This is a genomic window from Acinetobacter sp. ABJ_C5_2, from assembly GCF_044538485.1.
Lineage (GTDB): Bacteria > Pseudomonadota > Gammaproteobacteria > Pseudomonadales > Moraxellaceae > Acinetobacter > Acinetobacter nosocomialis_A.
Map to the genome: position 1 here is coordinate 31,539 of NZ_JBIUCS010000014.1, position 23,606 is coordinate 55,144.

Annotated in this window: 21 protein-coding genes and 3 tRNA genes; 12 read left to right on the forward strand and 12 right to left on the reverse strand. The window is 39.2% G+C overall.

The window, feature by feature from the left end; all coding sequences use genetic code 11:
• Positions 1-9 precede the first annotated feature (9 nt).
• Positions 10-1,527, reverse strand: a complete 1,518-nt coding sequence (glpD, locus tag ACH8JV_RS12655; protein WP_396521575.1) for a glycerol-3-phosphate dehydrogenase — start codon at positions 1,525-1,527, stop codon at positions 10-12.
• 149 nt (positions 1,528-1,676) lie between these two features.
• A complete protein-coding gene (gene glpK, locus ACH8JV_RS12660; protein WP_396521577.1) occupies positions 1,677-3,185 on the reverse strand; it encodes a glycerol kinase GlpK in 1,509 nt (502 codons plus the stop codon).
• 373 nt (positions 3,186-3,558) lie between these two features.
• On the opposite strand from glpK, the gene ACH8JV_RS12665 reads away from it, so the two are divergent.
• Both ACH8JV_RS12665 and ACH8JV_RS12670 read left to right on the forward strand, forming a co-directional pair.
• Positions 3,559-4,890, forward strand: coding sequence for an MFS transporter (locus ACH8JV_RS12665; RefSeq protein ID WP_396521579.1), 1,332 nt, complete (start codon positions 3,559-3,561; stop codon positions 4,888-4,890).
• A 116-nt stretch (positions 4,891-5,006) separates the two neighbouring features.
• Positions 5,007-5,429, forward strand: a complete 423-nt coding sequence (locus ACH8JV_RS12670; protein ID WP_348889197.1) for a hypothetical protein — start codon at positions 5,007-5,009, stop codon at positions 5,427-5,429.
• Between the two features lie 22 nt (positions 5,430-5,451).
• Here the strand turns inward: ACH8JV_RS12670 and ACH8JV_RS12675 are convergent, their stop codons facing one another.
• Together ACH8JV_RS12675 and folD are read right to left on the reverse strand one after the other, a co-directional pair.
• Positions 5,452-6,120, reverse strand: a complete 669-nt coding sequence (locus ACH8JV_RS12675; RefSeq protein ID WP_396521581.1) for a class I SAM-dependent methyltransferase — start codon at positions 6,118-6,120, stop codon at positions 5,452-5,454.
• Positions 6,121-6,355: 235 nt separating this feature from the next.
• Positions 6,356-7,204, reverse strand: a complete 849-nt coding sequence (gene folD, locus ACH8JV_RS12680) for a bifunctional methylenetetrahydrofolate dehydrogenase/methenyltetrahydrofolate cyclohydrolase FolD (RefSeq protein WP_396521582.1) — start codon at positions 7,202-7,204, stop codon at positions 6,356-6,358.
• Positions 7,205-7,356: 152 nt separating this feature from the next.
• Between folD and ACH8JV_RS12685 the strand changes: the two genes are divergently transcribed.
• Both ACH8JV_RS12685 and ACH8JV_RS12690 read left to right on the forward strand, forming a co-directional pair.
• Positions 7,357-7,430: transfer RNA gene (locus tag ACH8JV_RS12685), tRNA-Cys, on the forward strand.
• An 11-nt stretch (positions 7,431-7,441) separates the two neighbouring features.
• A tRNA-Leu gene (locus ACH8JV_RS12690) sits at positions 7,442-7,527 on the forward strand.
• 101 nt (positions 7,528-7,628) lie between these two features.
• On the opposite strand, the gene ACH8JV_RS12695 is transcribed toward ACH8JV_RS12690, so the two are convergent.
• Positions 7,629-9,392, reverse strand: a complete 1,764-nt coding sequence (locus tag ACH8JV_RS12695; protein WP_396521583.1) for an alkaline phosphatase D family protein — start codon at positions 9,390-9,392, stop codon at positions 7,629-7,631.
• A gap of 196 nt (positions 9,393-9,588) precedes the next feature.
• Between ACH8JV_RS12695 and ACH8JV_RS12700 the strand changes: the two genes are divergently transcribed.
• Positions 9,589-9,674: transfer RNA gene (locus ACH8JV_RS12700), tRNA-Leu, on the forward strand.
• 418 nt (positions 9,675-10,092) lie between these two features.
• Here ACH8JV_RS12700 and ACH8JV_RS12705 read toward each other — a convergent pair.
• The 4 genes from ACH8JV_RS12705 to rlmE form a co-directional block, all read right to left on the reverse strand.
• Positions 10,093-10,407, reverse strand: coding sequence for a DUF5713 family protein (locus tag ACH8JV_RS12705; RefSeq protein ID WP_004699637.1), 315 nt, complete (start codon positions 10,405-10,407; stop codon positions 10,093-10,095).
• 134 nt (positions 10,408-10,541) lie between these two features.
• The gene (gene folP / locus ACH8JV_RS12710) at positions 10,542-11,393 is read right to left on the reverse strand and encodes a dihydropteroate synthase (RefSeq protein ID WP_396521584.1); all 852 of its coding nucleotides are present in this window, start codon (positions 11,391-11,393) and stop codon (positions 10,542-10,544) included.
• A gap of 134 nt (positions 11,394-11,527) precedes the next feature.
• Entirely contained in the window at positions 11,528-13,423 is a 1,896-nt protein-coding gene (ftsH, locus tag ACH8JV_RS12715; RefSeq protein WP_263614916.1) for an ATP-dependent zinc metalloprotease FtsH, read from the reverse strand.
• A 134-nt stretch (positions 13,424-13,557) separates the two neighbouring features.
• A complete protein-coding gene (gene rlmE, locus ACH8JV_RS12720; protein WP_000235573.1) occupies positions 13,558-14,208 on the reverse strand; it encodes a 23S rRNA (uridine(2552)-2'-O)-methyltransferase RlmE in 651 nt (216 codons plus the stop codon).
• Positions 14,209-14,407: 199 nt separating this feature from the next.
• On the opposite strand from rlmE, the gene yhbY reads away from it, so the two are divergent.
• Together yhbY and ACH8JV_RS12730 are read left to right on the forward strand one after the other, a co-directional pair.
• Positions 14,408-14,731 carry a ribosome assembly RNA-binding protein YhbY gene (gene yhbY / locus ACH8JV_RS12725; RefSeq protein WP_000729551.1) on the forward strand — a complete coding sequence of 108 codons (324 nt, stop codon included), beginning with the start codon at positions 14,408-14,410 and terminating at the stop codon, positions 14,729-14,731.
• Between the two features lie 14 nt (positions 14,732-14,745).
• Entirely contained in the window at positions 14,746-15,282 is a 537-nt protein-coding gene (locus tag ACH8JV_RS12730; RefSeq protein ID WP_396521585.1) for a DOMON-like domain-containing protein, read from the forward strand.
• A gap of 58 nt (positions 15,283-15,340) precedes the next feature.
• Here ACH8JV_RS12730 and ACH8JV_RS12735 read toward each other — a convergent pair whose 3' ends face one another.
• Positions 15,341-15,928 (reverse strand): hypothetical protein, encoded by a 588-nt coding sequence (locus ACH8JV_RS12735; RefSeq protein WP_396521586.1) that lies wholly within the window; start codon positions 15,926-15,928, stop codon positions 15,341-15,343.
• Positions 15,929-16,241: 313 nt separating this feature from the next.
• Here ACH8JV_RS12735 and carA point away from each other — a divergent pair, with 313 nt between their 5' ends.
• The 5 genes from carA (at position 16,242) to ACH8JV_RS12760 (ending at position 22,456) form a co-directional block, all read left to right on the forward strand.
• Positions 16,242-17,381 carry a glutamine-hydrolyzing carbamoyl-phosphate synthase small subunit gene (carA, locus tag ACH8JV_RS12740; protein ID WP_191010362.1) on the forward strand — a complete coding sequence of 380 codons (1,140 nt, stop codon included), beginning with the start codon at positions 16,242-16,244 and terminating at the stop codon, positions 17,379-17,381.
• Between the two features lie 14 nt (positions 17,382-17,395).
• Positions 17,396-20,626, forward strand: coding sequence for a carbamoyl-phosphate synthase large subunit (gene carB, locus ACH8JV_RS12745; RefSeq protein WP_396521587.1), 3,231 nt, complete (start codon positions 17,396-17,398; stop codon positions 20,624-20,626).
• Positions 20,627-20,713: 87 nt separating this feature from the next.
• Complete coding sequence (gene greA, locus ACH8JV_RS12750; RefSeq protein ID WP_191010364.1) at positions 20,714-21,190, forward strand: transcription elongation factor GreA; 477 nt, start codon at positions 20,714-20,716, stop codon at positions 21,188-21,190.
• Between the two features lie 75 nt (positions 21,191-21,265).
• On the forward strand, positions 21,266-21,898 hold the full coding sequence (locus ACH8JV_RS12755) for a CatB-related O-acetyltransferase (protein WP_396521588.1): 633 nt from the start codon (positions 21,266-21,268) through the stop codon (positions 21,896-21,898).
• A gap of 120 nt (positions 21,899-22,018) precedes the next feature.
• The gene (locus ACH8JV_RS12760; RefSeq protein ID WP_233929902.1) at positions 22,019-22,456 is read left to right on the forward strand and encodes a universal stress protein; all 438 of its coding nucleotides are present in this window, start codon (positions 22,019-22,021) and stop codon (positions 22,454-22,456) included.
• A 38-nt stretch (positions 22,457-22,494) separates the two neighbouring features.
• Here the strand turns inward: ACH8JV_RS12760 and ACH8JV_RS12765 are convergent, their stop codons facing one another.
• Both ACH8JV_RS12765 and ACH8JV_RS12770 read right to left on the reverse strand, forming a co-directional pair.
• On the reverse strand, positions 22,495-23,241 hold the full coding sequence (locus tag ACH8JV_RS12765) for a hypothetical protein (protein ID WP_311069498.1): 747 nt from the start codon (positions 23,239-23,241) through the stop codon (positions 22,495-22,497).
• 24 nt (positions 23,242-23,265) lie between these two features.
• Positions 23,266-23,595 (reverse strand): MGMT family protein, encoded by a 330-nt coding sequence (locus tag ACH8JV_RS12770; RefSeq protein ID WP_396521590.1) that lies wholly within the window; start codon positions 23,593-23,595, stop codon positions 23,266-23,268.
• Between the last annotated feature and the right edge of the window lie 11 nt (positions 23,596-23,606).

The window sequence follows — 23,606 nt, forward strand, 5'->3', positions numbered from 1 at the left end:
CCTTTTTTATTATGCGGCATCATCTTTTAGTCTACGTTCAGATAAATAAGCTTCTAACAGTTTTACCTGTTTTTCATTAAACGCCAAACCTAATTTAGATCTTCGCCAGAGTATGTCTTCTGCAGTATTTGCCCACTCATATTCACATAAATATTTAACTTCACATTCAAATAAATCGTGACCAAAATTTTGACCCAATTGTTCTATAGCATTTCGTTCATGAAGTATGTTCCAAACTCTTGTGCCATATGCATGTGCCCAACGTTTGGCAAGGGATTCTGAAACTCCATTTACACGTAATTGAATCTGGTTGATTAAATCATCTAGTGTGGTCCAGTTCTCAGCACCTGGTAATGGCTTATTGGCAGTCCACTCCTCTGCCATTTCACTAAAGAACGGAGACAAATGTTCTAAAGCAGCCTCAGCCAGTTTTCGATAGGTCGTAATCTTGCCGCCAAATACTGATAACAATGGTGCCTTAGTATTTTCTGCCTGTAGTGCCAAAGTATAGTCACGGGTAATTGCCGAAGGGTTATCAGACTCATCATCGCATAAAGCACGTACACCTGAGTACTGACTTACAATATCTGCTCGCGTTAACTGCTTTTTAAAATGTGAATTTGTGACTGTCAAAAGGTAATCTATTTCTACATCGGTAATCTCTACCTTTTGTGGATCACCTGTGTATTCCTGATCTGTTGTACCAATTAGGGTATATTTTTCTAAATATGGTATTGCAAACACGATGCGTCGGTCTTCATTTTGCATAATAAAGGCTTTATGACAGTCATATAGCTTTGGCACAACAATATGACTTCCTTGGATCAATCGGATTTGATAAGGCGATCTTAAATTTAGGTTTTCACTAATAATTTCTTCAACCCAAGGACCAGCTGCATTTACTAAAGCTCTTGCACGTATTTGATAAGACTCAGCTCCACTTTGTAGTTCCAAGTGCCACAGTTCTTGTTCTTGATAAGCCTTCACACATCGTGTTCGTGTCACGACTTTGGCACCCTGCTCTTTAGCTTGGAGCGCATTTAATACAACAAGACGTGCGTCATCTACAGTACAGTCAGAATATTCAAAGCCACGCGTTATAGCTGGTTTTAAGGGACTATCTTCTTTGAAATAAATAAGATTTGAACCTAATAATTTTTCTCGTTTTCCCAAATGATCATAAAAAAATAGGCCCGCTCGAATTAACCACGCAGGACGTAAATGCGGTCGATGAGGCATAATAAAACGCATTGGTGCAATAATATGTGGCGCTTTAGCCAACAACACTTCTCTCTCTGCTAATGCTTCTCTGACCAGTCTAAATTCTTTATGTTCTAAATAACGTAGACCTCCATGAATTAATTTACTGCTAGCAGATGAGGTGTGACTGGCTAAATCATCCTTTTCACATAAAAATACCGATAATCCACGGCCTACTGCATCATTAGCAATACCGACACCATTAATACCGCCACCAATTACGGCAATATCATATACTTTTGAATAATCATTAGATTGTATTGTCATTTCTCATATTCTTTTTATTGTTGATCTTATAAAAATTAAAACATCAAATTGATGAAACAACAATCTAAAAAGTAGAATAATCAAATTTGAATTAGCAAACCTTTAGCCATTAATTGATTACTCTACAATTTAATTAATTTAAGAAAAAATCAATCCTCAGCCCAATTTTGACTACGCTTAACCGCCTTAAGCCAACCTTTATAAATCAGCTCAGATTGTTCAGCAGACATTTTTGGCTCAAATACCTTTTCTATGGCAGATTTATTTCTTAACTCATGAAGATCCTGCCAAAAACCCGTCGCCAAACCTGCAAGGAAAGCTGCACCCAAAGCAGTTGTTTCTTTCATTATTGGGCGTTCTACTGGTGTTGCTAAAATATCGGCTTGGAATTGCATCAAGAAATTATTTTCCGTTACTCCCCCATCAACTCGAAGTGTGCGAAGCTCTTCTTCTGCATCTTGCTGCATAGCATCAAGTACATCTCTTGTCTGGTAAGCAATGGACTCTAAAGTTGCACGAATAATATGTTCAATACTGGCACCACGTGTCAGCCCAAAAATTGCCCCTCGAGCTGTCGGGTCCCAATATGGTGCACCTAATCCAGTAAAAGCAGGAACCACATATACACCATTACTGTCTTTTACACGTGTTGCATAAAGCTCTGAGTCTTTAGCGTTCTTAATGACCTTTAACTCATCACGTAGCCACTGTACACAAGAACCACCATTAAACACGGCGCCCTCTAAAGCATAGTTCACCTCACCGCTTGCACCACATGCAATAGTTGTGAGTAATCCATGCTCTGATCGGACAATCTTTTTCCCCGTGTTCATTAAAAGAAAACAACCAGTACCGTAAGTATTTTTAGCCTGTCCTGACTCAACACACATTTGACCAAAAAGCGCAGCTTGTTGATCACCTGCAATTCCCGCAATTGGGATCCCTACTTCTTGCCCACTAATAGTATGTGTATATCCATAAACCTCAGATGAACTACGAACTTCAGGTAACATTGCTCTAGGAATATCTAAGGCCTGTAAAAGCTTTTCATCCCACTCAAGCTTTTCGATATCAAACAGCATGGTTCGTGAAGCATTGGTAAAATCAGTGACGTGAACAGCGCCATTGGTTAGTTTCCAAATGAGCCACGTGTCCACCGTACCAAACAACAACTCTCCCCGCTCAGCACGCTCACGACTTCCTTCAACGTGATCTAAAATCCATTTAATTTTTGTGGCCGAAAAATAAGGATCAATGACTAAACCCGTTGTTTTACGGATATATTCTTGCCAACCTGCTTTATGCAATTGATTACATATTTCAGTCGTCTGTCGACTTTGCCAAACAATCGCATTGTAAATCGGCTTGCCTGTTTTTTTGTCCCAAACAACTGTGGTTTCGCGCTGGTTTGTGATCCCAATTGCCGCAACTTGTTCGCTCTTAATGCCAGCTTGAGCCAATGCCTCTACCCATACCGCACTTTGTGTTGCCCAAATTTCCATAGGGTCATGCTCAACCCAACCCGGCTGAGGATATATTTGGGTAAATTCTTTTTGAGCAATACTCACAACGTTCGCATCATGGTCTAAAACAATTGCTCTTGAGCTTGTTGTTCCCTGATCAAAAGCAACAATATATTTTTTCGGGCAATTTGACATCTGAATGTCCCTTTCATTATCCACACACATCTAGTCCACAATGCTAAGACATCATGCCTAACTGTATTTATTTAAAATTTTCTTTGGAATATATCATTATTTTTAAGAGATATAGGTTTTCTTCGTCCAAACATTACTCATTCTTTATCAGTTTTTACTACTTGGAAAAAATAATAGGCCAAAGATCCGAATAAGATCATCAAAATGAACTGATCGGCCAATTTGAAATCACATAAATATTCAACTTATTCCTTTGCTTAAATAATAAACATTGTTTTACAGACATAAAAAAAATAAAGTGAAATACTCCTCTAGATAACATGTAAAAACGGAATAAATCTTCTCTTTTTTTAGCATTCAACCCAAGCGAAACATGGAGCGACTCATGGTTGATCAACCTTCTACCGCAATACCTCCACATTCTAATTTAGATACAAAAACTCGTCTAAAATCAATTTTGGGCGGTTCTGCCGGTAACCTTGTCGAATGGTACGACTGGTATGTATATGCCGCATTTACGCTCTATTTTGCTCATGCCTTTTTCCCAAAAGGAAGTCAAACTGCTCAACTTCTTCAAGCAGCTGCAATTTTCGCAGTAGGTTTCCTTATGCGTCCCATCGGCGCATGGATTATGGGGATTTATTCAGACCGTAAAGGACGTAAAGCGGGTCTTACACTTTCCGTTACTTTAATGTGTGTTGGCTCTCTACTCATTGCAGTTACACCATCTTATGAAAGCATTGGTGTATTCGCCCCATTACTACTGGTTGTTGCACGTTTAATTCAAGGCTTAAGCGTAGGCGGTGAATATGGTGCAAGCGCCACTTATTTAAGTGAGATGGCAGAAAAAGACCGACGTGGTTTCTTCTCAAGCTTTCAATATGTCACTTTAATTGCCGGACAGCTCACTGCCTTGTGTGTACTTCTCATTTTACAAATGGTACTAACAGAGCAGCAATTACATGACTGGGGATGGCGTGTTCCATTTTTCATCGGGGCTCTTTTAGCAATTGTTGTGTTCCGTATTCGCCGCGGTTTAATGGAAACCCAATCTTTTAAAAATGCACAAGCAGAAACAGACCAACCAAAATCAGGCATGTTTGCTTTATTTAAGCATTACCCAAAAGAAGCATTCACCGTATTATTTTTAACTGCTGGTGGTACTTTAGCTTTTTATACTTACACCACCTATTTACAGAAATATTTAGTGAATACTTCTGGTTTTACCAAACCTGAAGCTACTCAAATTACCACTTTAGCCCTATTCATCTTTATGTGCTTACAGCCACTGGCAGGTGCATTATCGGATCGAATTGGCCGTAAACCGCTTATGATTGCATTCGGGGTAACAGGTGTTTTATTCACCTATATTTTGTTTGATGCACTCGCAAACACGCATAACTACTGGACAGCATTCTGGTTATGTTTAGGTGGGCTTGTAATGGTTACCGGCTACACCTCAATTAACGCTGTCGTAAAAGCCGAACTTTTCCCTGCACATATTCGAGCTTTGGGGGTCGCGTTACCTTATGCAATTGCCAATACTTTATTCGGTGGCACAGCCGAGTTTTTCGCGTTAAGTTTCAAAGAAGCTGGTCATGAATCATGGTTCTTTATTTATGTCAGTATTATGATTTTCATTTCATTACTGATCTATATATTTATGAAAGACACCAAGCATCATTCAAAAATTAAAGAGCATTAATATTTTACAATTAGAGCCAATATTGTCATTCAATATTGGCTCTAACCAAGCGAATAAGCACAAACAACACTTCTATTTTATGAGATACTTCATATAAGAAAATAAGGACGATACTGATGAATAAAAGTATTTTATGTTTGGCATTAAGTAGTATGTTTATTTTAACTGCTTGCCAGACTACACCTCGCCAATATAATGGTTCAACTGGCTATCAGATTGAAAACCAAACTAAAACTTCAGCGACTTTAGCTTATACTTTAGCTGGTCGTAGTAACCAGCAACTTGATGAGCGTAAATTACAACGTGCTTGTCAGAATGTGTTAGGTGCTCAGAAAGTTTATAAATTATCAATTTTAAGTATCAACGAAATTCCAAACCCAGCTAAAGATGAGCAGTATGGAATTAAACTTGGTGAAACTCGTGCTTCTTTTGGTTTATCAAACACACCTAGTTTAAATAATGGTGAAGACTATGCGACTCGCCAAGCACTTGAAGCTCGCCCAAGCACGTTAAAAGTGGTTCGTTATACTTGTTCATAATATAAAAAAAGACGCTGTTCTTTTACAGCGTCTTATAAAAACTTACGTTTCTAAATTCTCTTGCTTCATCCAGATCTGGCCACGTAGTAGCACTTCTTTCTTCAATTTTTTCATATTTTGGATGACTAAAATTTTTAACTCGGCTATCTGCTACCCAAACTTCTGGTGCAAACTTTAAAAACTCATCTAAAAAGAAACGATTACATTGGTCATATAAAACATCGGCAGCCAATAAAACATCGACTTGTTCAGCTTTATATAAATCGTCCAGATATTCGAGCTCTACTCCATTAAGCAATCCATTTTCACGGCAAGCATTTAGGCTAACCTGATCAATGTCACAGCAGATTACTCGTTTTGCTCCAGCCATTTTCGCAGCAATAGCAACTACACCTGAACCCGCGCCAAAATCTAATACCACTTTGTCTTTAACATGATGCGGCTCTGCAAGTATCCACTGCGCCATCGCCAGACCAGATGCCCAACAGAAAATCCAATATGGCGTGTCATTCCAAATACGACGAATAACTTCATCGTCTAAACGATCAGTTGGGAAAACAGGTGGAATCAACCATAAAGAGATTGGTGTTTCAGGCAACTGTTGTGCCATTAATTCACAGTGAGGAATCACTTCATGTAAGGCTTGAAGTAAATGTTCTGGGGCTTTGGGCAATTGAAAGGTGCAGCTCATAAATAAGCTCAACAATTTATAATTACTATTTGATTAACCACATTGCGAGCAAGACTAAAACTACGGCTTATAACATGATAGCCTTTAGTTACTAAAAAATACGTTAGTTCAATTCAACTGTATTAATTACAGCAACGGTTTTGGTCTTGCATAGCTTCGCTACTCATCCCGAAAGAAAAGTAGCATACGAGGTCCTAACATTTGCATTAAATGCTAGGACGCCATCATGAATAAATTAACCTAAAGCTTTTTCAGCAGCTTCTACAGTTTGACGAATCAAAGTTGTGATTGTCATTGGACCAACACCACCCGGTACTGGTGTATAAGCAGAAGCGATTTCTTCAATACCTTGTAATTGAATATCGCCAACACCGCCACCATCACGTGGATGGAAACCAGCGTCTACAACAACTGCACCTTGTTTAATCCAGTCTTTTTGAATAAGTTCAGCTTTACCTACAGCACCAACAATAATGTCAGCTTGTTTCACAAGCTCAGGTAAGTTTTGTGTACGTGAATGACAAATCGTTACCGTCGCATTTGCTTGCAACAACATCATTGCCATTGGTTTACCTAAAATTGCTGAACGACCAACTACAACCGCGTGTTTGCCAGCAATTTCGATATTGTTTTCTTTAAGAATCGTCATAATGCCAGCAGGAGTTGCTGAACCATACGCAGCTTCACCCATTGCCATACGGCCAAAACCAAGGCAGGTTACGCCATCGACATCTTTCGCTAATGAGATCGCATCAAAACACGCACGCTCATCAATTTGTGCAGGAACTGGATGTTGTAAAAGAATACCGTGAACATCTGGATTGACATTAAGCTTTTCAATTTCAGCTAATAATTGTTCTGTTGTCGTTTCTTGTGGTAATTCGATTTTTAATGAATCCATACCTACGCGGCGGCAGGCATTACCTTTCATACGTACATAAGTTGCAGATGCACCATCATCCCCAACTAAAATAGTCGCCAAAATCGGGGTACGACCTGTTTTCGCTTTTAAAGCTTCAACACGTACCAACAAATTTTCTTCAATTTGCTTTGCTAATGCACGACCGTCTAAAACCAATGCCACAGCACATCTCCAAGGTAGACATGAATTTAATGTGCTAATAATACATGATAATTTCGACAATTTTATTCTAGATGCTGTTTTTATGTGCATCTTCGCTCAAAACAGTATTGTTTTTTCTGTAAAGGTTGCTAATATGTGCATCACCAAATGTAGGCGGGGTGGCAGAGTGGTCATGCAGCGGACTGCAACTCCGTGGACGCCGGTTCGATTCCGACCTCCGCCTCCAAATTTGGTAAAGCCCGGGTGGTGAAATAGGTAGACACAGGGGATTTAAAATCCCCCGCCCTCAAAGCGTGCCGGTTCGAGTCCGGCCCCGGGCACCATCTTCAAGTACTGAATATGGTGTCATAAAGAATCCAGCGTAAGCTGGTTTTTTTATGTCTAAAAAAAGGGCTACTATGTAACCCTCTATTTTTCTAAAATTTTAAGCCGTCTTTTGACCTTGTTTTAACGGCATCAAATTCAGATCCAATACAATATCATTTTGTCTACTTGAATCGATTTGATATTCAGCATTTTTAATAGAATCTAAAAATACCCATTCCGAGTGAACTTGTGCCTGATCCAAAGTAACTAGCAAGTATCCTCGTTGGTTTAAATTACAATAGGCCAATTCATCAATTAATGTAGTAAATGCAAATTCAAACTGCTGTAACTGTGCCAAAGGAATACTTAAATATTTTTCCAAACCAGGAGATGATACAGAGCTCGTCGCAAGTTCAACTCCAACATATTTTCCTTTTTGACTATACAAGTAAGATGCCCATGCATTATGCGTATCTCCTGCTAGTACAATCATCTTTTTATTAAACTCTGCCAATTTATCGTATACAAACTCTCTCTCAGCATAGTAACCATCCCAAGCATCCAGATTGTAAGGTGCCACCGTCATAATCCTTGCTTTTTCTTGAGCTGTTAATGTTGGATCATTTTGTTGTAAACGAAGTTTTAAAGTGACCAACTCGGTAATTTGTGCGTTCATCTTAGCGAGTGCTTCAGATGAAGTTCCTCCTGAATTAATTTGCCCTAACGATGCCAATAACTCAGCTGGAATCCACATTTTACTCATTAAGACTTGTTGCCCTACTACATTCCATGTTGCTGTAGATTGCTTTAATTTATCGACCAACCAATCTCTTTGCGTATATCCCATTAAAGTACGCGCCGGATTTGTTAAATCTGCTTGAAATTTTGCAATATCCAAGCCCGAGGCTGTCATGTAGTCTTTATATTCAAGCTGCTTATCACGCGCGATAATACGCGTATCTAGCATGGTTAATTGAACAAGTGAGCCAAAGTTAAACTGGCGATAAATATTTAAATGGTCCGTACTAGAAACTGGACGAATCGGCATCCATTCAAAATAAGCTTGCAGAGCAGCTAATTTACGATCCGAGAAAGGTCCTTCGTTACTTTGATGGTTTTCTGCACCATCACGCCACGCATCGTTCGCCAACTCATGATCATCCCAAATTACAATGAAAGGATGGCGCTGATGAGCTGCCTGTAAATCTTTATCCTGACGATAAAGTGCATAGCGTTTGCGATAATCATCTAATTTAATAATTTCTTTATTGTTGTCAGCAGGTAACGTACGACCTAGTTTTGCAGCATCCTCTGTCGCATAGCCATCTGCCCCATATTCATAAATATAGTCACCCAAATGAATAATGACATCGACATTCTGCTTTGCCATTTCACGATAAACATAAAAGTAACCCGCAGGATAGTTCGAGCAAGAACATACTGCAAAGCTTACTTTATTGGTCGATGTTGGTAATGTTTTCGTCTGCCCTACTGGTGAGACCTTACTACCAAACTTAAAACGGTAGTAGTACACCGTATCTGCTTGCAAACCAGTTGCATCAACTTTCACTGTAAAGTCATCAGTCTTGCTTGTTTCAACCATTCCCGTCTTTAAATTTTGTTTAAACTGATTATCGGTTGAAATTTCCCACACAACTTTTAAGCGCACTCCTAAGTCTGTAGGTGTTACACGTGTCCATAAGATGACTTTATCTTGCAAGGGGTCTCCACTTGCGACACCATGAAGAAAATCTGCTTGTATTTGCGGACTATCATCATCGGAACCGTCGTTGCAACCTGTAAAAGCAACAGGCATAGATAAAGCCCCAAAACCGAGTAGACTTTTTTGAATTAATTCTCGGCGTGAAATTTTCTCTGACATAAAATTCTCTAAGTTTTAAGCAATGAGTGCTTTAAACTTAAGTACATAAGATGAACAGCTGATCTCAGTTTGATGAACAAATCATGACAAAAATTGATTAATTTATATAAATACAAACAAGAACTGATTGAAAATAAAGCAAACTCTCTGATTTTCTCTTGCCAATCGCGCACTTGTCCTCTATTATTGCGCTCATGCCCGGGTGGTGAAATAGGTAGACACAGGGGATTTAAAATCCCCCGCCCTCAAAGCGTGCCGGTTCGAGTCCGGCCCCGGGCACCATTTTCAACTATTGAATTTGGTGCTACAAAGAATCCAGCGTAAGCTGGTTTTTTTATGCCTGTTAAAAATGACACTTACGATAAGAATATTAATATTTATAAACACATTACTCTTTATATCCATTGCAAATGCTGGAGATATTTTTAACGGCACAATCTCATTCAAAAATAATTAGTGGCATTTTATACGCTGTTTTATTACTCAAGATGATTATTTAATTGAAACATCCCAAGACGTAATCACTCAATTAAAAGCATTACAGCAGCATGAAAAAAACTATTGGATAAGCGTAGTAGCAGATGTAAATAAACAGCGGAATGGAAATTTAACTTTAGAAGTTGAGAAAGTAATTGATGTTCATCTCGGAACATCATGTCATTTATTAGATGCGATCAAAAATTTTGAGAATCGAGAGTAATTACCACTCTCGATTCATAACCAGCTCTTCCATTTCAAGATCTAAAAATCCTGCATCCTGTACCACCATCATCATTGCCTCAGCAATATAATCAGCAGCACTATCATCAAGCGATGAATCCAGATCTTCAAACTGCGGTTTCATTTCATTAATTTCATTTACAGTCTGATGAGCATATCGATAAACATCTTGATCGGCTAAAGCAGGCTTTTGAACTTTTTTGGCAAATTGTTCAATTAACTGCTTAAGTTCAGCGACCAAAATATCTGGATAATATTCATCATCAAACATCGGGAGAAGTAGGTCTTCGAACATACAAAAGATTACACAACAGCAAAAACTTGCCGCTTATAACATATTTTCACAAAAATCACGAGATTTTTACCCGACTCACTCTTCCACTTTATTTAAATAGACAATGATCTAGTCTACTTTTCCAAAATTACATTTCAAGCTTGTTGCATAGCCTGCCAAACTAAAACAGCCTCATGCATCGCTTTCACATCATGTGCTCTTACAATGGACGCCCCTTGCTGAATACTTAACAAATGCCCAGTAACGCTTCCTACAGCACGCTGATCAGCCGCAGCTCCTTTTAAAGCCTCCCCGATAAACCTTTTACGAGAAAGACCAGATAAAATTGGATAGCCCAATTCATTAAGTTTCCAAAATTCTTTTAATAGTTTTAAATTTTGCTGAGCATTTTTTGCAAAACCAAATCCAGGGTCAACAATAATATTATGCTTTTTTACCCCGGCAGCCAAAGCCTCATCAATGCGTTGTTGCAGCTCTTGCATCACATCAAGTGTTACATCAGTGTACTGATCCAACTGATTCATTGTGGTTGGTTCACCACGCATATGCATAATCACTACAGGGATATCTAACTCTACAGCAGTTCCTAAAGCATTCGGACGTGTCAAGGCACGAACATCATTCCAAATATGCGCCCCTGCTGCTTTTGCTGCACGAATAACTTCTGGCTGGCTCGTATCAATCGATAAAATAACATTATGATGAGATAAAGCTTCAACGACAGGCACCACACGGCGTACTTCTTCTTCTACTGCGACTTCCGAAGCACCAGGTCGGGTAGACTCCCCCCCAATATCAATAATAGTAGCGCCTTGTTCAATCATATTAAGCGCGTAGCCAACCGCTTGGTCTAATTGGTTATGTTTACCACCATCGCTAAAAGAATCTGGGGTGACATTTAAAATACCCATAACATGTGGCTGAGATAAATCTAATTGAAGCTGCCCACACTGTAAAATCTGCTTGGGTAAAGATATTAACTGCATAAAAAGCTCCGGTTAAAAACAGCGATTATTTTAGCAAGACTATACGTTACATGCTGTTGATTTCTTTTCAGCTTTACCCAGTTTTAATACAAATAAAAAAAAGCCACATGACTGTGGCTTTTTCATTATTTAACTTAATTCATCGCTGGTAATGGCGGTGGAGTAGATGGGCCATCTTTCGGTGGTTCAAATGCCGATACCGGATTTTCAGCAATATAAACTTTAGGTGGTTGAGGCTCGCGTCCTTCCATGATGTCACGGATTTGCTCACGATCAATGGTTTCCCATTCCATCAAAGCTTTAACCATTGCATGTGCGATATCTTTATTGTTTTCCAAGATATCACGAGCAACTTTATACTGTTCATCTAAAATACGGCGTACTTCCTGATCAACCTGTTGTTGAGTAGCTTCAGAAATTGTACGGCTACCTACGTTACCAAAGAATCCATTTTGGTTTTCATCTTCGTAAACCATAACACCCATTTTGTCAGACATACCGTACTTCGTTACCATCGCACGTGCCATTTTCGTAGCACGCTCAAAGTCATTTGAAGCACCAGTCGATTGCTGTTGAATAAAGACTTCTTCGGCAATACGGCCACCAAACAAAATTGCAATTTCATTTAACATTTTGTCTTTATAGTGGCTAATCTGATCTTGTTCAGGTAACTGCCAAGTTACACCTAAAGCCCAACCACGCGGCATAATCGTTACCTTATGCACAGGGTCAGTACCCGGTAAAATCTCAGCAACAATTGCGTGCCCAGCTTCATGGTAAGCAGTTGCACGACGTTCTTCTTCGCGTAAAACCATTGATTTACGTTCTGGACCCATATAGATCTTATCTTTTGCATCTTCAAAGTCATGCATATCGACAGTGTTCTTATTACGGCGAGCAGCAAACAAAGCGGCTTCATTTACCAGGTTCGCCAACTGAGCACCAGAGAAACCAGGTGTACCACGAGATAAAACTTTAACGTCTACGCCAGTGACTGAAGGTAACTTTTTCAAATGTACATTCAGGATTTGTTCACGACCACGGATGTCAGGTAAACCGACCATAACTTGACGGTCAAAACGGCCTGGACGTAATAACGCTTTATCTAATACGTCAACACGGTTTGTTGCAGCAATAACGATTACGCCTTCATTACCTTCAAAACCATCCATCTCTACAAGCATTTGGTTTAAGGTTTGCTCACGTTCATCGTGTCCACCACCTGTACCCGAACCACGGTGACGACCTACTGCATCAATCTCATCGATAAAGATGATACATGGTGCATGACGTTTTGCTTGTTCAAACATGTCACGGACACGGGACGCACCCACACCCACGAACATCTCAACAAAGTCAGAACCAGAAATGCTGAAGAATGGAACTTTTGCTTCACCAGCAATTGCTTTAGCTAATAACGTTTTACCAGTACCTGGAGGACCAACCATAAGTACGCCACGTGGAATCGTAGCGCCCAAGCGTTTGAATTTTGCAGGATCTTTTAAGAAATCTACAATTTCCACAACTTCTTGTTTCGCTTCATCACAACCGGCAACATCAGCAAAAGTCACTTTGATTTGGTCTTCGGAAAGCATTTTTGCTTTCGATTTACCAAAACTCATCGGACCATTTTTACCGCCTGCACCACCACCCATGTTACGCATAAAGAACATGAATAACAGAATGATTAACAGTACAGGGAAACTAGCAATGAGAAGTTGCATCAAAATGCCTTGACGTTGTGGTGCTGTGCCCTCTACAACAACATTTTGCTTATTTAAGCTTGGCATAAGTTCAGTGTCTTCAACTTGCGGACGAACAGTTTCAAACTGAGATCCGTTAGTTTTTTCACCACTAATATTTAAACCGTCAATCGTGACTTGCTTAATTTGGCCAGCATTCACCGCTGCAACAAAATCTGAATATTTCATTGCAGTAGGCTTATTGCGGTCACTGATATTACTGAAAATTAAAATCAGAACACCCAGTATTATTAGCCACAATACGGCATTCTTGAAGTAATCGCTCAAAGCTTTATTCCCATATCGATCTAATTTGATCATGCCCAATCTTGGCCGATCGTCTTAAAAACAGCAATTGTCTTGCTTGCGGATAACCTAAAAGATACAAAATGCACAATTTTTAGGAGCTTGGCAAGTAAACTTTATTGCAATGCTTTCTTACGCCCTTGTCCAACCAAAAAAACTTCTTTAGATCGTGCCCGAGAAGCTGCTGGTTTTGCTGTTTTTAACACATCAAAACTATCAACGACTTGTTTACGAAACTCATCAAATCCTGCGCCTTGGAACACTTTAACAACAAACTGTCCATTGGGACCCAAAACTTTCTGAGCAAAGTCTAAAGCAAGTTCACACAAGTAAATCTGTCTAGGTTGATCAACAGCCCTATTACCTGATGTATTGGGGGCCATATCAGAAATTACAATGTCTACTTGTCTTCCGTTTAAAATATTTAACAATTTTTCAAATACAGCTTCTTCTCTGAAGTCGCCTTGTAAGAAAGTGACATCCGGCAAAGCATCCATAGGCAAAATATCGGAAGCAATAACTAAACCCTTGCTACCAACAAGTTTCCCAGCAATTTGCGACCAACTCCCAGGAGCTGCTCCCAAATCAACCACTGTCATGCCTGGCTTGATCAACTTATATTTTTCTTGAATTTCAAGAAGTTTATATGCTGCTCGTGCACGATATCCTTCCTTTTGTGCTTTTTTTACAAAAGGATCGTCTAGATGTTCCCTCATCCACGCACGACTACTTTTAGACAATTTTTGGTTTGTGATGCGTGTTGCCATAACTCACTAAATATCAAAAAAACTTCTGATTGTTCATTGTACGTGAAAATTACTCTCATTACAGTACGGATGTAACCTAATCTCAATAACTTTTACAGTTTTTTTCCAATAATGTTGATCGATTATTTATACAGTTTTTCGTACATTTGATTTTAAGTTTTTTGCTATACTAAGTCGTTTTTAAAATCAGGTATTTTTAATGGCCGCTTTATCTATTCATGAACGTAAACGTTTACGTCAAATTGGTCACGTGCTTAATCCGGTTGTCATGATTGGTGGACAAGGCTTAACAGATGCTGTAATCGAAGAAACTCTTCGTGCTTTAAATGATCATGAACTCATCAAAGTAAAAATTGCTGGTGAAGACCGCGAAGCTCGTGCAGCTGTAATTGATGCAATTGTAGAAGCGACTGGTGCTGAAGCTGTGCAAAAAATCGGTAAAATCGTTTTACTCTACAAAAAAGCAGCTAAGCAAAACCAACATTTATCTAACCTCGTTCGTCACGCTCACTTAGCAAACTAACTTATTGACTACTTATGGCAAGTTACGAACTTTCAGCTTTTGATCGTTTTCATGCTGTTTCTGTTGTTGGCGCAATTGAACAGCAAGCCCCGCATACATTAAATGTGGGTTTTTGGATTCGTGATCCAAACCAACTTATTATCTGGCCCCAAGAAGTCGCGGCTCATCCTCGTCAAGATTTTTTGTGGGAAGAGACTTGTTTTGAAATTTTTATCGGCGTGCATGATGAAGATTTCTACCGGGAAATTAACCTTTCCCCTTCTCAAGCATGGCAGACCTACCAGTTTGAAGAATATCGATATCCAGAAAGCATGCCTCCCCTCGTTGCTTACGATATTGAACTAAATCATCTCAAACGTACCCATTATGGTTTAAATGTAAGTCTTGATTTAGGCCAGTTTATGCAGCAGTACAGTTTGAAATGGGCAAATCTTTATTTAGGTTTAACTGCTGTTTTAAAAACAAAAGATGGTATGCAGTACTATGCAATGCAGCATAGTGGAAAAAATGCTGATTTTCACAATAAACGTGATTGGCTGCATCAGTTTTAAAAAATAAAAAAGCGAGAAATTAATTCTCGCTTTTTTATTGAATTTTAATCTTAAATCTTTAGTGGTCTCTTGCTTTGTTCCAAGCCTCAACCGCATTATTTTTAGTGCGCTTTAAGCTCTCACTTAAAGAGTCTTTATGTTTTAAAGAAATTTGACTAATGTCACCCTTAAGTTCTTTAGTCACTTTCGTTAAATCTTCAATTAATGCATTAATTTCAGCTTTCAATGTATTTTTCAATTCATTCAGTCCTTCTTGAGAAGTATTGAACTGAGCTTTAATCACATCAAGACGTTGCAAAATATCTTGTTTAATCTGAGCAAACTGGTTTTGAATGTTCTGATTCAACTCTTGAGTTTCAGCCTCAATTTTTTCTTCAGTCTCGCTAATTACAGCTTTGACGTGTTCTTGAGTTTCTGCAATAGCTTCTTTAACTTGCGAAGTTGCTTCATGAGCGACTTCTTTCACCTGTTCTGTTTTTTCAGTTACAACTTCTTTTACCTGTGTTGCTTTAGTACTCACTGCTTTTTTAGCTCGAGTTGTTGTTTTCGCTACAGCTTCTTTTGCTTCAGTTACTTCAGTCTTAACCGACTCTGCTACAGACGAAGCATTCTCAGCTATATCTTTTGAAACTTGATTATTGCTCATGCTATTTCCTCATATTGTTTATTTTTTAACTAGCATTACAATAAGTGGAATTGACTTATTTCAGCCACCAGATTGTTAGACAATTTGCTAAAAGTATCAATTTCAGACAAGCGGATGAATTTTTTTGCAAAAAGCAAGCAAGGAATTATATTTTTTAATAGAAAATAAATAGACTTTTTAGGGTTCCATGCGTATAATGCGCTGTTAAGTTACAAGCGGGCAGACCGATAGGGAGGGGCATGTTTTTTTAGAACATCGCCTATCTTTTTTAGGTCTACTCGCTTTTTTACAGCCGAAATTCAGGAGCTTTGGTTTGAGCACCCCCGCCATTTTAGCCCTCGCAGATGGAACGATCTTTAAAGGAACGTCAATCGGCGCAACGGGAAGTACGACTGGAGAAGTCGTTTTTAACACAGCCATGACAGGCTATCAAGAAATTTTGACTGACCCAAGTTATGCACAACAAATTGTGACATTAACTTACCCTCATATTGGTAACACTGGTTGCAACGAAGAAGACGTTGAATCTGGTCGTATCCATAAAGTATGGGCGAATGGTTTAATTATTCGTGACCTTCCACTACTACACAGTAACTTTCGTTCTGAGCAGTCGTTAGGTGAATATTTGCAGGCGCACAATGTTGTTGCAATTGCTGATATTGATACACGTAAACTCACTCGTATCTTACGTGACAAAGGTGCACAAAATGGTTGCATCCTTGCTGGCGAAAATATTACTGAAGAAGAAGCGATTGCTAAAGCTCGCGCTTTTGGTGGTTTAAATGGTTTAGACCTTGCCAAAGAGTGCTGTGATCCTACAGGTTTTGAATGGTCTGAAGGTTCATGGGTATTAGGTAAGGGCTTTACTCAACCTGAGTTAAAATACCATGTGGTTGCATACGATTATGGTGTCAAAACCAACATCTTGCGTATGCTTGCAGACCGCGGTTGCAAACTTACAGTTGTTCCTGCTGAAACTCCGGCTGAAAAAGTATTAGCACTTAATCCAGATGGCGTATTCCTTTCAAACGGTCCTGGCGACCCAGCGGCTTGTGACTACGCAATCGAAGCTGTAAAAACTATTGTTGAAACCACAACATTACCTGTATTTGGTATCTGTTTAGGACACCAAATCTTGGCACTCGCTTCTGGTGCAAAAACTGTAAAAATGAATCATGGTCACCACGGTGCAAACCATCCTGTACAAAATCTTGAAAACGGTACAGTGATGATCACCTCTCAAAACCATGGTTTTGCTGTAGATGCAGAGACATTACCGGCTAACTTAAAAGCAACGCATAAATCATTGTTCGATGGCACCTTACAAGGTATCCACCGTACTGACAAACCAGCTTTCAGCTTCCAAGGTCACCCTGAAGCAAGTCCTGGTCCACATGATTGTGCACCTTTGTTCGATCACTTCATCGAACTTATCGAAGCATCTAAACAGTAATTACGGAGCGAATAATGCCTAAACGTACGGATATTAAAAGCATCTTAATTATTGGTGCTGGCCCGATTGTGATTGGACAGGCATGTGAGTTTGACTACTCAGGTGCTCAAGCATGTAAAGCACTTCGTGAAGAAGGCTACCGTGTTATTTTGGTTAACTCTAACCCAGCGACCATTATGACTGACCCTTCAATGGCGGATGCAACTTACATTGAGCCAATTACTTGGCAAACTGTTGCTCAAATCATTGAAAAAGAACGTCCAGATGCAGTCCTTCCAACTATGGGTGGACAAACTGCATTGAACTGCGCACTTGCACTTGATGAAAACGGCGTATTAGCGAAATACAACGTAGAACTTATTGGGGCAACGAAAGAAGCGATTGAAAAAGCTGAAGACCGTAAACTCTTCGACATCGCTATGCGCAAAATCGGTTTGGAATGTCCAAAAGCTGCTATTGCTGAAACCATGGAAGAAGCATTGGAAATCCAAGCTCGCTTTGGTTTCCCAGTAATTATCCGTCCATCATTTACAATGGGTGGTTCAGGCGGCGGTATTGCATATAACCGTGAAGAATTCCTTGAAATTTGTGAACGCGGTTTCGACCTCTCTCCTACTCACCAATTATTGATTGATGAATCTTTAATTGGCTGGAAAGAATACGAAATGGAAGTTGTTCGTGACAAAAACGACAACTGTATTATCGTATGTGCGATCGAAAACTTTGACCCAATGGGTGTTCACACAGGTGACTCAATCACTGTAGCACCAGCTCAAACATTAACTGACAAAGAATACCAATTGATGCGTAATGCTTCAGTTGCGGTTCTTCGTGAAATTGGTGTTGAGACAGGTGGTTCTAACGTTCAGTTCGGTATTAACCCGAAAGACGGCCGTATGGTTGTGATCGAGATGAACCCTCGTGTATCTCGTTCGTCTGCTCTTGCTTCTAAAGCAACTGGTTTCCCGATTGCAAAAATTGCTGCGAAACTAGCTGTTGGTTATACCCTTGATGAATTGAAAAATGACATCACTGGCGGCGTAACTCCTGCGAGCTTTGAACCATCAATCGACTATGTTGTAACGAAGATTCCTCGTTTTAACTTCGAGAAATTCCCACAAGCAGAACCAGTTCTTACCACTCAGATGAAATCTGTTGGTGAAGTCATGGCAATTGGCCGTAACTTCCAAGAATCTGTACAAAAAGCATTACGTGGTCTTGAAGTTGGTGTAAGCGGTTTCGATGAAAAAATCGAAGCTGGTGCAACAAATGTAAAAGAAACCATTTTAAAAGAGCTTAAAGTTCCGGGTCCTGAGCGTATTTGGTACGTAGCAGATGCATTCCGTCATGGCTTCTCTTTAGATGACGTATTTGAAGCAACTAAGATTGACCGTTGGTTCTTGATCCAAATTCAAGATATCGTTAAGACAGAAGCTCAAGTAAAAACTTTAGGTTTTGGTGATCTAACTGCTGAAAATATCCGTTCGTTCAAACGTAAAGGTTTATCTGACCTTCGTATTGCGAACCTTATGGGTATTTCTCAAAAGCAATTCCGTAAGCAACGTTGGAACTTGGGTGTTTATCCAGTTTACAAACGTGTTGATACATGTGCTGCCGAGTTTGAATCTGGTACAGCATATATGTATTCAACTTACGATGAAGAGTGCGAAGCAAATCCATCAAACCGTGACAAGATCATGGTAATTGGTGGTGGTCCAAACCGTATTGGTCAAGGTATCGAATTTGACTACTGCTGTGTACACGCTGCTTTAGCAATGCGTGAAGACGGTTATGAAACAATCATGGTGAACTGTAACCCTGAAACTGTTTCTACCGACTATGACACATCTGACCGTTTATACTTCGAACCTGTAACACTTGAAGATGTTCTTGAAATCGTACGTACTGAGAAGCCAAAAGGCGTAATCGTACAATACGGTGGTCAGACTCCACTTAAGTTAGCACGTGCTTTAGAAGAAGCTGGTACTCCTATTATCGGTACTTCTCCAGATGCAATTGACCGCGCAGAAGACCGTGAACGTTTCCAACAAATGATTCAACGTTTACAGCTTCGCCAACCAAACAACAGCATCGTAAAATCTGCTGAAGAAGGTATCTCTGAAGCTGCGAAAGTTGGTTATCCGTTAGTTGTTCGTCCATCTTATGTATTGGGTGGTCGCGCAATGGAAATCGTGTATAACGAAGATGAACTTAAACGTTACCTTCGTGAAGCGGTACAGGCTTCTAATGAAGCGCCTGTTCTTCTTGACCACTTCCTTGATGATGCAACTGAAGTTGACGTTGACTGCGTATCTGACGGTAAAGATGTCGTAATCGGCGGTATCATGCAGCACATCGAACAAGCTGGTATTCACTCTGGTGACTCAGCATGTTCTATTCCTCCTTACTCTCTTTCTAAAGAAGTTCAGGATGAAATGCGTCGTCAAACAGTTGCTATGGCGAAAGAACTTGGTGTAGTTGGTTTAATGAACGTTCAGTTCGCAGTTAAAGGCGATGATATTTACGTTCTTGAAGTAAACCCACGTGCATCACGTACTGTTCCGTTCGTATCAAAATGTATTGGTGAATCTTTAGCAAAAGTAGCTGCTCGTTGTATGGCAGGTCAATCACTTGAATCTCAAGGCTTTACTAAAGAAATCATTCCAACTCACTTTGCTGTGAAGGAAGCTGTTTTCCCATTTGCTAAGTTCCAAGGCGTAGACCCAATGCTTGGGCCTGAGATGAAATCTACAGGTGAAGTAATGGGCGTTGGTAAGACATTTGGCGAAGCGTTCTATAAAGCCGTTTTAGGTTCGAATGATCGTTTACCAGGCCTACCAACTGAAGGCGAAGAAAAGATTGCTTTCTTATCTGTTCGTGAATCTGATAAGAAATATATTGCTGATATCGCTAAAAAGTTCGTGGCATATGGTTTCAAACTGGTAGCAACAGGTGGAACGTATAAAGTACTTAAAGAAGCAGGTTTGGAATGTGAACCTGTAAATAAAGTAACTGAAGGACGTCCACATATTGTTGACCGCTTGAAAAATGGTGAAATACACCTTATTGTCAACACTACTGAAGGCAAACAAGCTCAATATGATTCTGCAATGATCCGTCGTGCTGCCCTACAAGGCAAAGTGTATTACACAACGACTATCAATGGTGCAGAAGCGGTTTGCCAAGCCTTTGCTGTGAAATTGCCAATGGATGTATACCGCTTGCAAGATTTAACTGTAGGTTAATTTTTTTCCGATAAGTCCCGCCACCTTATCGGTGGCGGGATTTTTTCATTTTTTTAACTGTGTTTTCTCAACTTAAGAGGGACCGAAATGCAACGTTATCCAATGACCCCTGAAGGTAAAAGTGCCTTAGAGAAAGAATTACAACATCTGAAATCTGTTGAACGTCCACGTATTACTCAAGCGATTGCTGAGGCACGTGAACATGGGGACTTAAAAGAAAACGCAGAGTATCATGCTGCTCGTGAACAGCAAGGTTTCTGTGAAGGCCGTATCCAAGATATCGAAGGAAAATTGGGTGCTGCACAAGTCATCGATGTTAAAGACTTAGAACAAAACGGTCGTGTTGTATTCGGTGTTACGGTAACGATTGAAAACCTTGATACTGAAGAACGCAAGACTTATAAAATTGTTGGTGATGACGAAGCTGATTTTAAAATTAATAAAATCTCAGTGAACTCACCAATCGCTCGCGGCCTTTTGGGTAAAAATGAAGGTGATGAAGTAAAAATCACCACTCCTCAAGGCGAAGTTGAGTATGAAGTTGTAAGTGTAGAATATCTCTAAGATACTGCCCTTGAACCCCTCTTCCTGAGGGGTTTTTATTTAATATGGTTTAGCTCATTTTTTGGATAATAGATTATGGATACGCCTCTGATTAACACACCAGTCCGTCATTGGTGCGAATTTGAGTTTATTTCCAAAACTGTAAAAAATCCGAATATCCATATTAAAGGTAATTATTCTTACTACTCAGCCTATTGGGATCAAGGTTTTGAACGTTGTGTCGTACGCTATTTACACGACAAAGCTTCGACCCCAGACAAACCTATCGATCAGCTTTATATTGGTAATTTTGTGTGTTTTGGGGCTGAGTGCATGATTATGATGGGTGGTAATCAGCTTCATAGACCAGACTGGATTTCGACTTTCCCTTTTGATACCCGCAGTTTTTTAGCTGCTGGTGATACTATAATTGCAGATGGCTGTTGGATTGGAAGCCGTGCAATGATTATGCAAGGTGTAAAAATCGGTGAAGGTGCTGTTATTGCAACTGGAGCCGTCGTAACAAAAGACATTCCACCCTATGCAATTGTTGGTGGTGTACCAGCAACAATTATTAAATACCGTTTTCCTCCCGAGCAAATAGAGAAACTACTCGCTTTAAAGCTTTATGAATTAGATGAAAAACGAGTTTTAAAAATGCGGGAATATTTGCAAACTGATGATATTGATGCTCTAACAGTTCATATTGAAAATTTACGAGACAAATAAAATGTATTCTCAAGTTTTATTGTTTAAAATCACAAATGATTACGAGCTCGAATTTAAATCGTAAGAAAAGAAGTATAAAGTATTGAATAAATAAGCATCATTACAATAAGGAACAATCTCATGTTATATCAACATATTCTTGTACCAATTGACGGTTCTGAAACTTCTATGGTCGCTATGAAAGAAGCGATAAAACTTGGAAAAGCATTAAATAGTAAAATTACTATCGTACAGGTCATGGCACTTGATCCAATTATTGCAGATCTTTATGTGAAGACTGGTCAAACCAATGAACTAATTGAGCGGACTAGAACATACTTACTCGATATTTTAGAACAAGCCAAACAACAATTTTTACAAGAAGGGCTTACTGTAGAAACCAAATTACTTGAAGGTTTCGTTGTTCACGAAGAAATTATTCAAGCTGCACAAGAGCTTAATGCTGACCTGATTGTAATGGGCTCTCATGGCCGTACAGGTGTGCGAAAACTTGTATTAGGAAGTGTCGCACAAAAAGTTTTAGGTGAAAGTCATATTCCAGTTTTAATTGTTCGCTAAAAAAATGCCTGTCTGGCTCAATTCAGCCAGATAGGCACCTATTTTTTAAAAGGAATAACATCTTCTCTTGATTGCTCAACCGTTATCGTTTTTTTACTTTTAAAAGCATCCCAAGAATAATTTTTATAATTTAACTGCCATAAATAGTAAGATTGACCGATATCTTTAAACCTAATATTTAATGTCATCCATTTTTCATCATGGCAATGCGGTGACTTCTTATACTCTTGTTCTGAAAAACATGCCCGAATCATTTCACTCGAAGAAAAATTAATATCTTTTAATGCAACCTGATACTGCCCTTTAGGCTTAAGCTCAACAAAATCAGCATTTTCCTCAAAACGCCCTCCTCCAGAATAACCAGTAAACCATATATTTAGCACTGCTATGGCATATTCACTTTTATTAAGTGGATATAGTGCTGGAAAGATTTTGAGTCCATTAGGGCCTAAATCATCAGAGTGTGGCTCTTTATTACTATGTTCATAATTTTTAAAGTTCCACTGATTTATTACTGTGTATTGGTTATTTAGCTTTTTAACTTGAGCAATTTGCGGAGTCTCATCTATTAAATAATAAATCTGATCTTGTGTATTTTTGGATTTCCATAGCTTAGCTTCATCGCTACATTTCTGACTCAACTGCTGACAAATCGAATGTATATCTTGTGATGAAGCTTTCACATTTATAAAAGGTTGAGCTGAAATAGCCTGCTCTGCAAAACTCGATTGCACTGTTAAACCTAATAGTAATATGGCTAGACTCCGCCATTTATAATTCTGCATTTGTATTTGTTCTCTTTAATAATTTTAAGGTTGCCATGCAAACTGCTTTAAGCTCACTTTGCCATTCAACAAATAGATTCCTTCTGCTTCAAGCTTTAACTGCTGAACATTTTCACCTTTTTCATTAAATTTACTTAGGCTAATTTTACCTTGTGAGTTAATAACACGGTACCAAGGAACTTGATGATCTGCTTCAAGATGTTTAAGAACATAACCCACTAGTCTGGCGTGTTTAGGTAACCCAGCCATACGTGCTATTTGTCCGTAAGTTGCTACTTTTCCATATGGAATGAGAGCGATGACTTCTAAAATTTGTCGATGTAGTTCATACTGAGTTGTCAAAATGGAATCCATAAAAATTGACA

What these genes read in the sequence shown, in the direction of transcription:
- ACH8JV_RS12695 (WP_396521583.1), bottom strand. Translation starts at nt 9,392, where the DNA reads ATGTCAGAGAAAATTTCACGCCGAGAATTAATTCAAAAAAGTCTACTC.
- ACH8JV_RS12760 (WP_233929902.1), top strand. Translation starts at nt 22,019, where the DNA reads ATGTTATATCAACATATTCTTGTACCAATTGACGGTTCTGAAACTTCT.
- ACH8JV_RS12730 (WP_396521585.1), top strand. Translation starts at nt 14,746, where the DNA reads ATGGCAAGTTACGAACTTTCAGCTTTTGATCGTTTTCATGCTGTTTCT.
- greA (WP_191010364.1), top strand. Translation starts at nt 20,714, where the DNA reads ATGCAACGTTATCCAATGACCCCTGAAGGTAAAAGTGCCTTAGAGAAA.
- ACH8JV_RS12765 (WP_311069498.1), bottom strand. Translation starts at nt 23,241, where the DNA reads ATGCAGAATTATAAATGGCGGAGTCTAGCCATATTACTATTAGGTTTA.
- folP (WP_396521584.1), bottom strand. Translation starts at nt 11,393, where the DNA reads ATGCAGTTAATATCTTTACCCAAGCAGATTTTACAGTGTGGGCAGCTT.
- ACH8JV_RS12670 (WP_348889197.1), top strand. Translation starts at nt 5,007, where the DNA reads ATGAATAAAAGTATTTTATGTTTGGCATTAAGTAGTATGTTTATTTTA.
- rlmE (WP_000235573.1), bottom strand. Translation starts at nt 14,208, where the DNA reads ATGGCAACACGCATCACAAACCAAAAATTGTCTAAAAGTAGTCGTGCG.
- yhbY (WP_000729551.1), top strand. Translation starts at nt 14,408, where the DNA reads ATGGCCGCTTTATCTATTCATGAACGTAAACGTTTACGTCAAATTGGT.
- ACH8JV_RS12735 (WP_396521586.1), bottom strand. Translation starts at nt 15,928, where the DNA reads ATGAGCAATAATCAAGTTTCAAAAGATATAGCTGAGAATGCTTCGTCT.
- glpK (WP_396521577.1), bottom strand. Translation starts at nt 3,185, where the DNA reads ATGTCAAATTGCCCGAAAAAATATATTGTTGCTTTTGATCAGGGAACA.
- ACH8JV_RS12755 (WP_396521588.1), top strand. Translation starts at nt 21,266, where the DNA reads ATGGATACGCCTCTGATTAACACACCAGTCCGTCATTGGTGCGAATTT.
- ACH8JV_RS12675 (WP_396521581.1), bottom strand. Translation starts at nt 6,120, where the DNA reads ATGAGCTGCACCTTTCAATTGCCCAAAGCCCCAGAACATTTACTTCAA.
- glpD (WP_396521575.1), bottom strand. Translation starts at nt 1,527, where the DNA reads ATGACAATACAATCTAATGATTATTCAAAAGTATATGATATTGCCGTA.
- carB (WP_396521587.1), top strand. Translation starts at nt 17,396, where the DNA reads ATGCCTAAACGTACGGATATTAAAAGCATCTTAATTATTGGTGCTGGC.
- ACH8JV_RS12665 (WP_396521579.1), top strand. Translation starts at nt 3,559, where the DNA reads ATGGAGCGACTCATGGTTGATCAACCTTCTACCGCAATACCTCCACAT.
- ACH8JV_RS12705 (WP_004699637.1), bottom strand. Translation starts at nt 10,407, where the DNA reads ATGTTCGAAGACCTACTTCTCCCGATGTTTGATGATGAATATTATCCA.
- ACH8JV_RS12770 (WP_396521590.1), bottom strand. Translation starts at nt 23,595, where the DNA reads ATGGATTCCATTTTGACAACTCAGTATGAACTACATCGACAAATTTTA.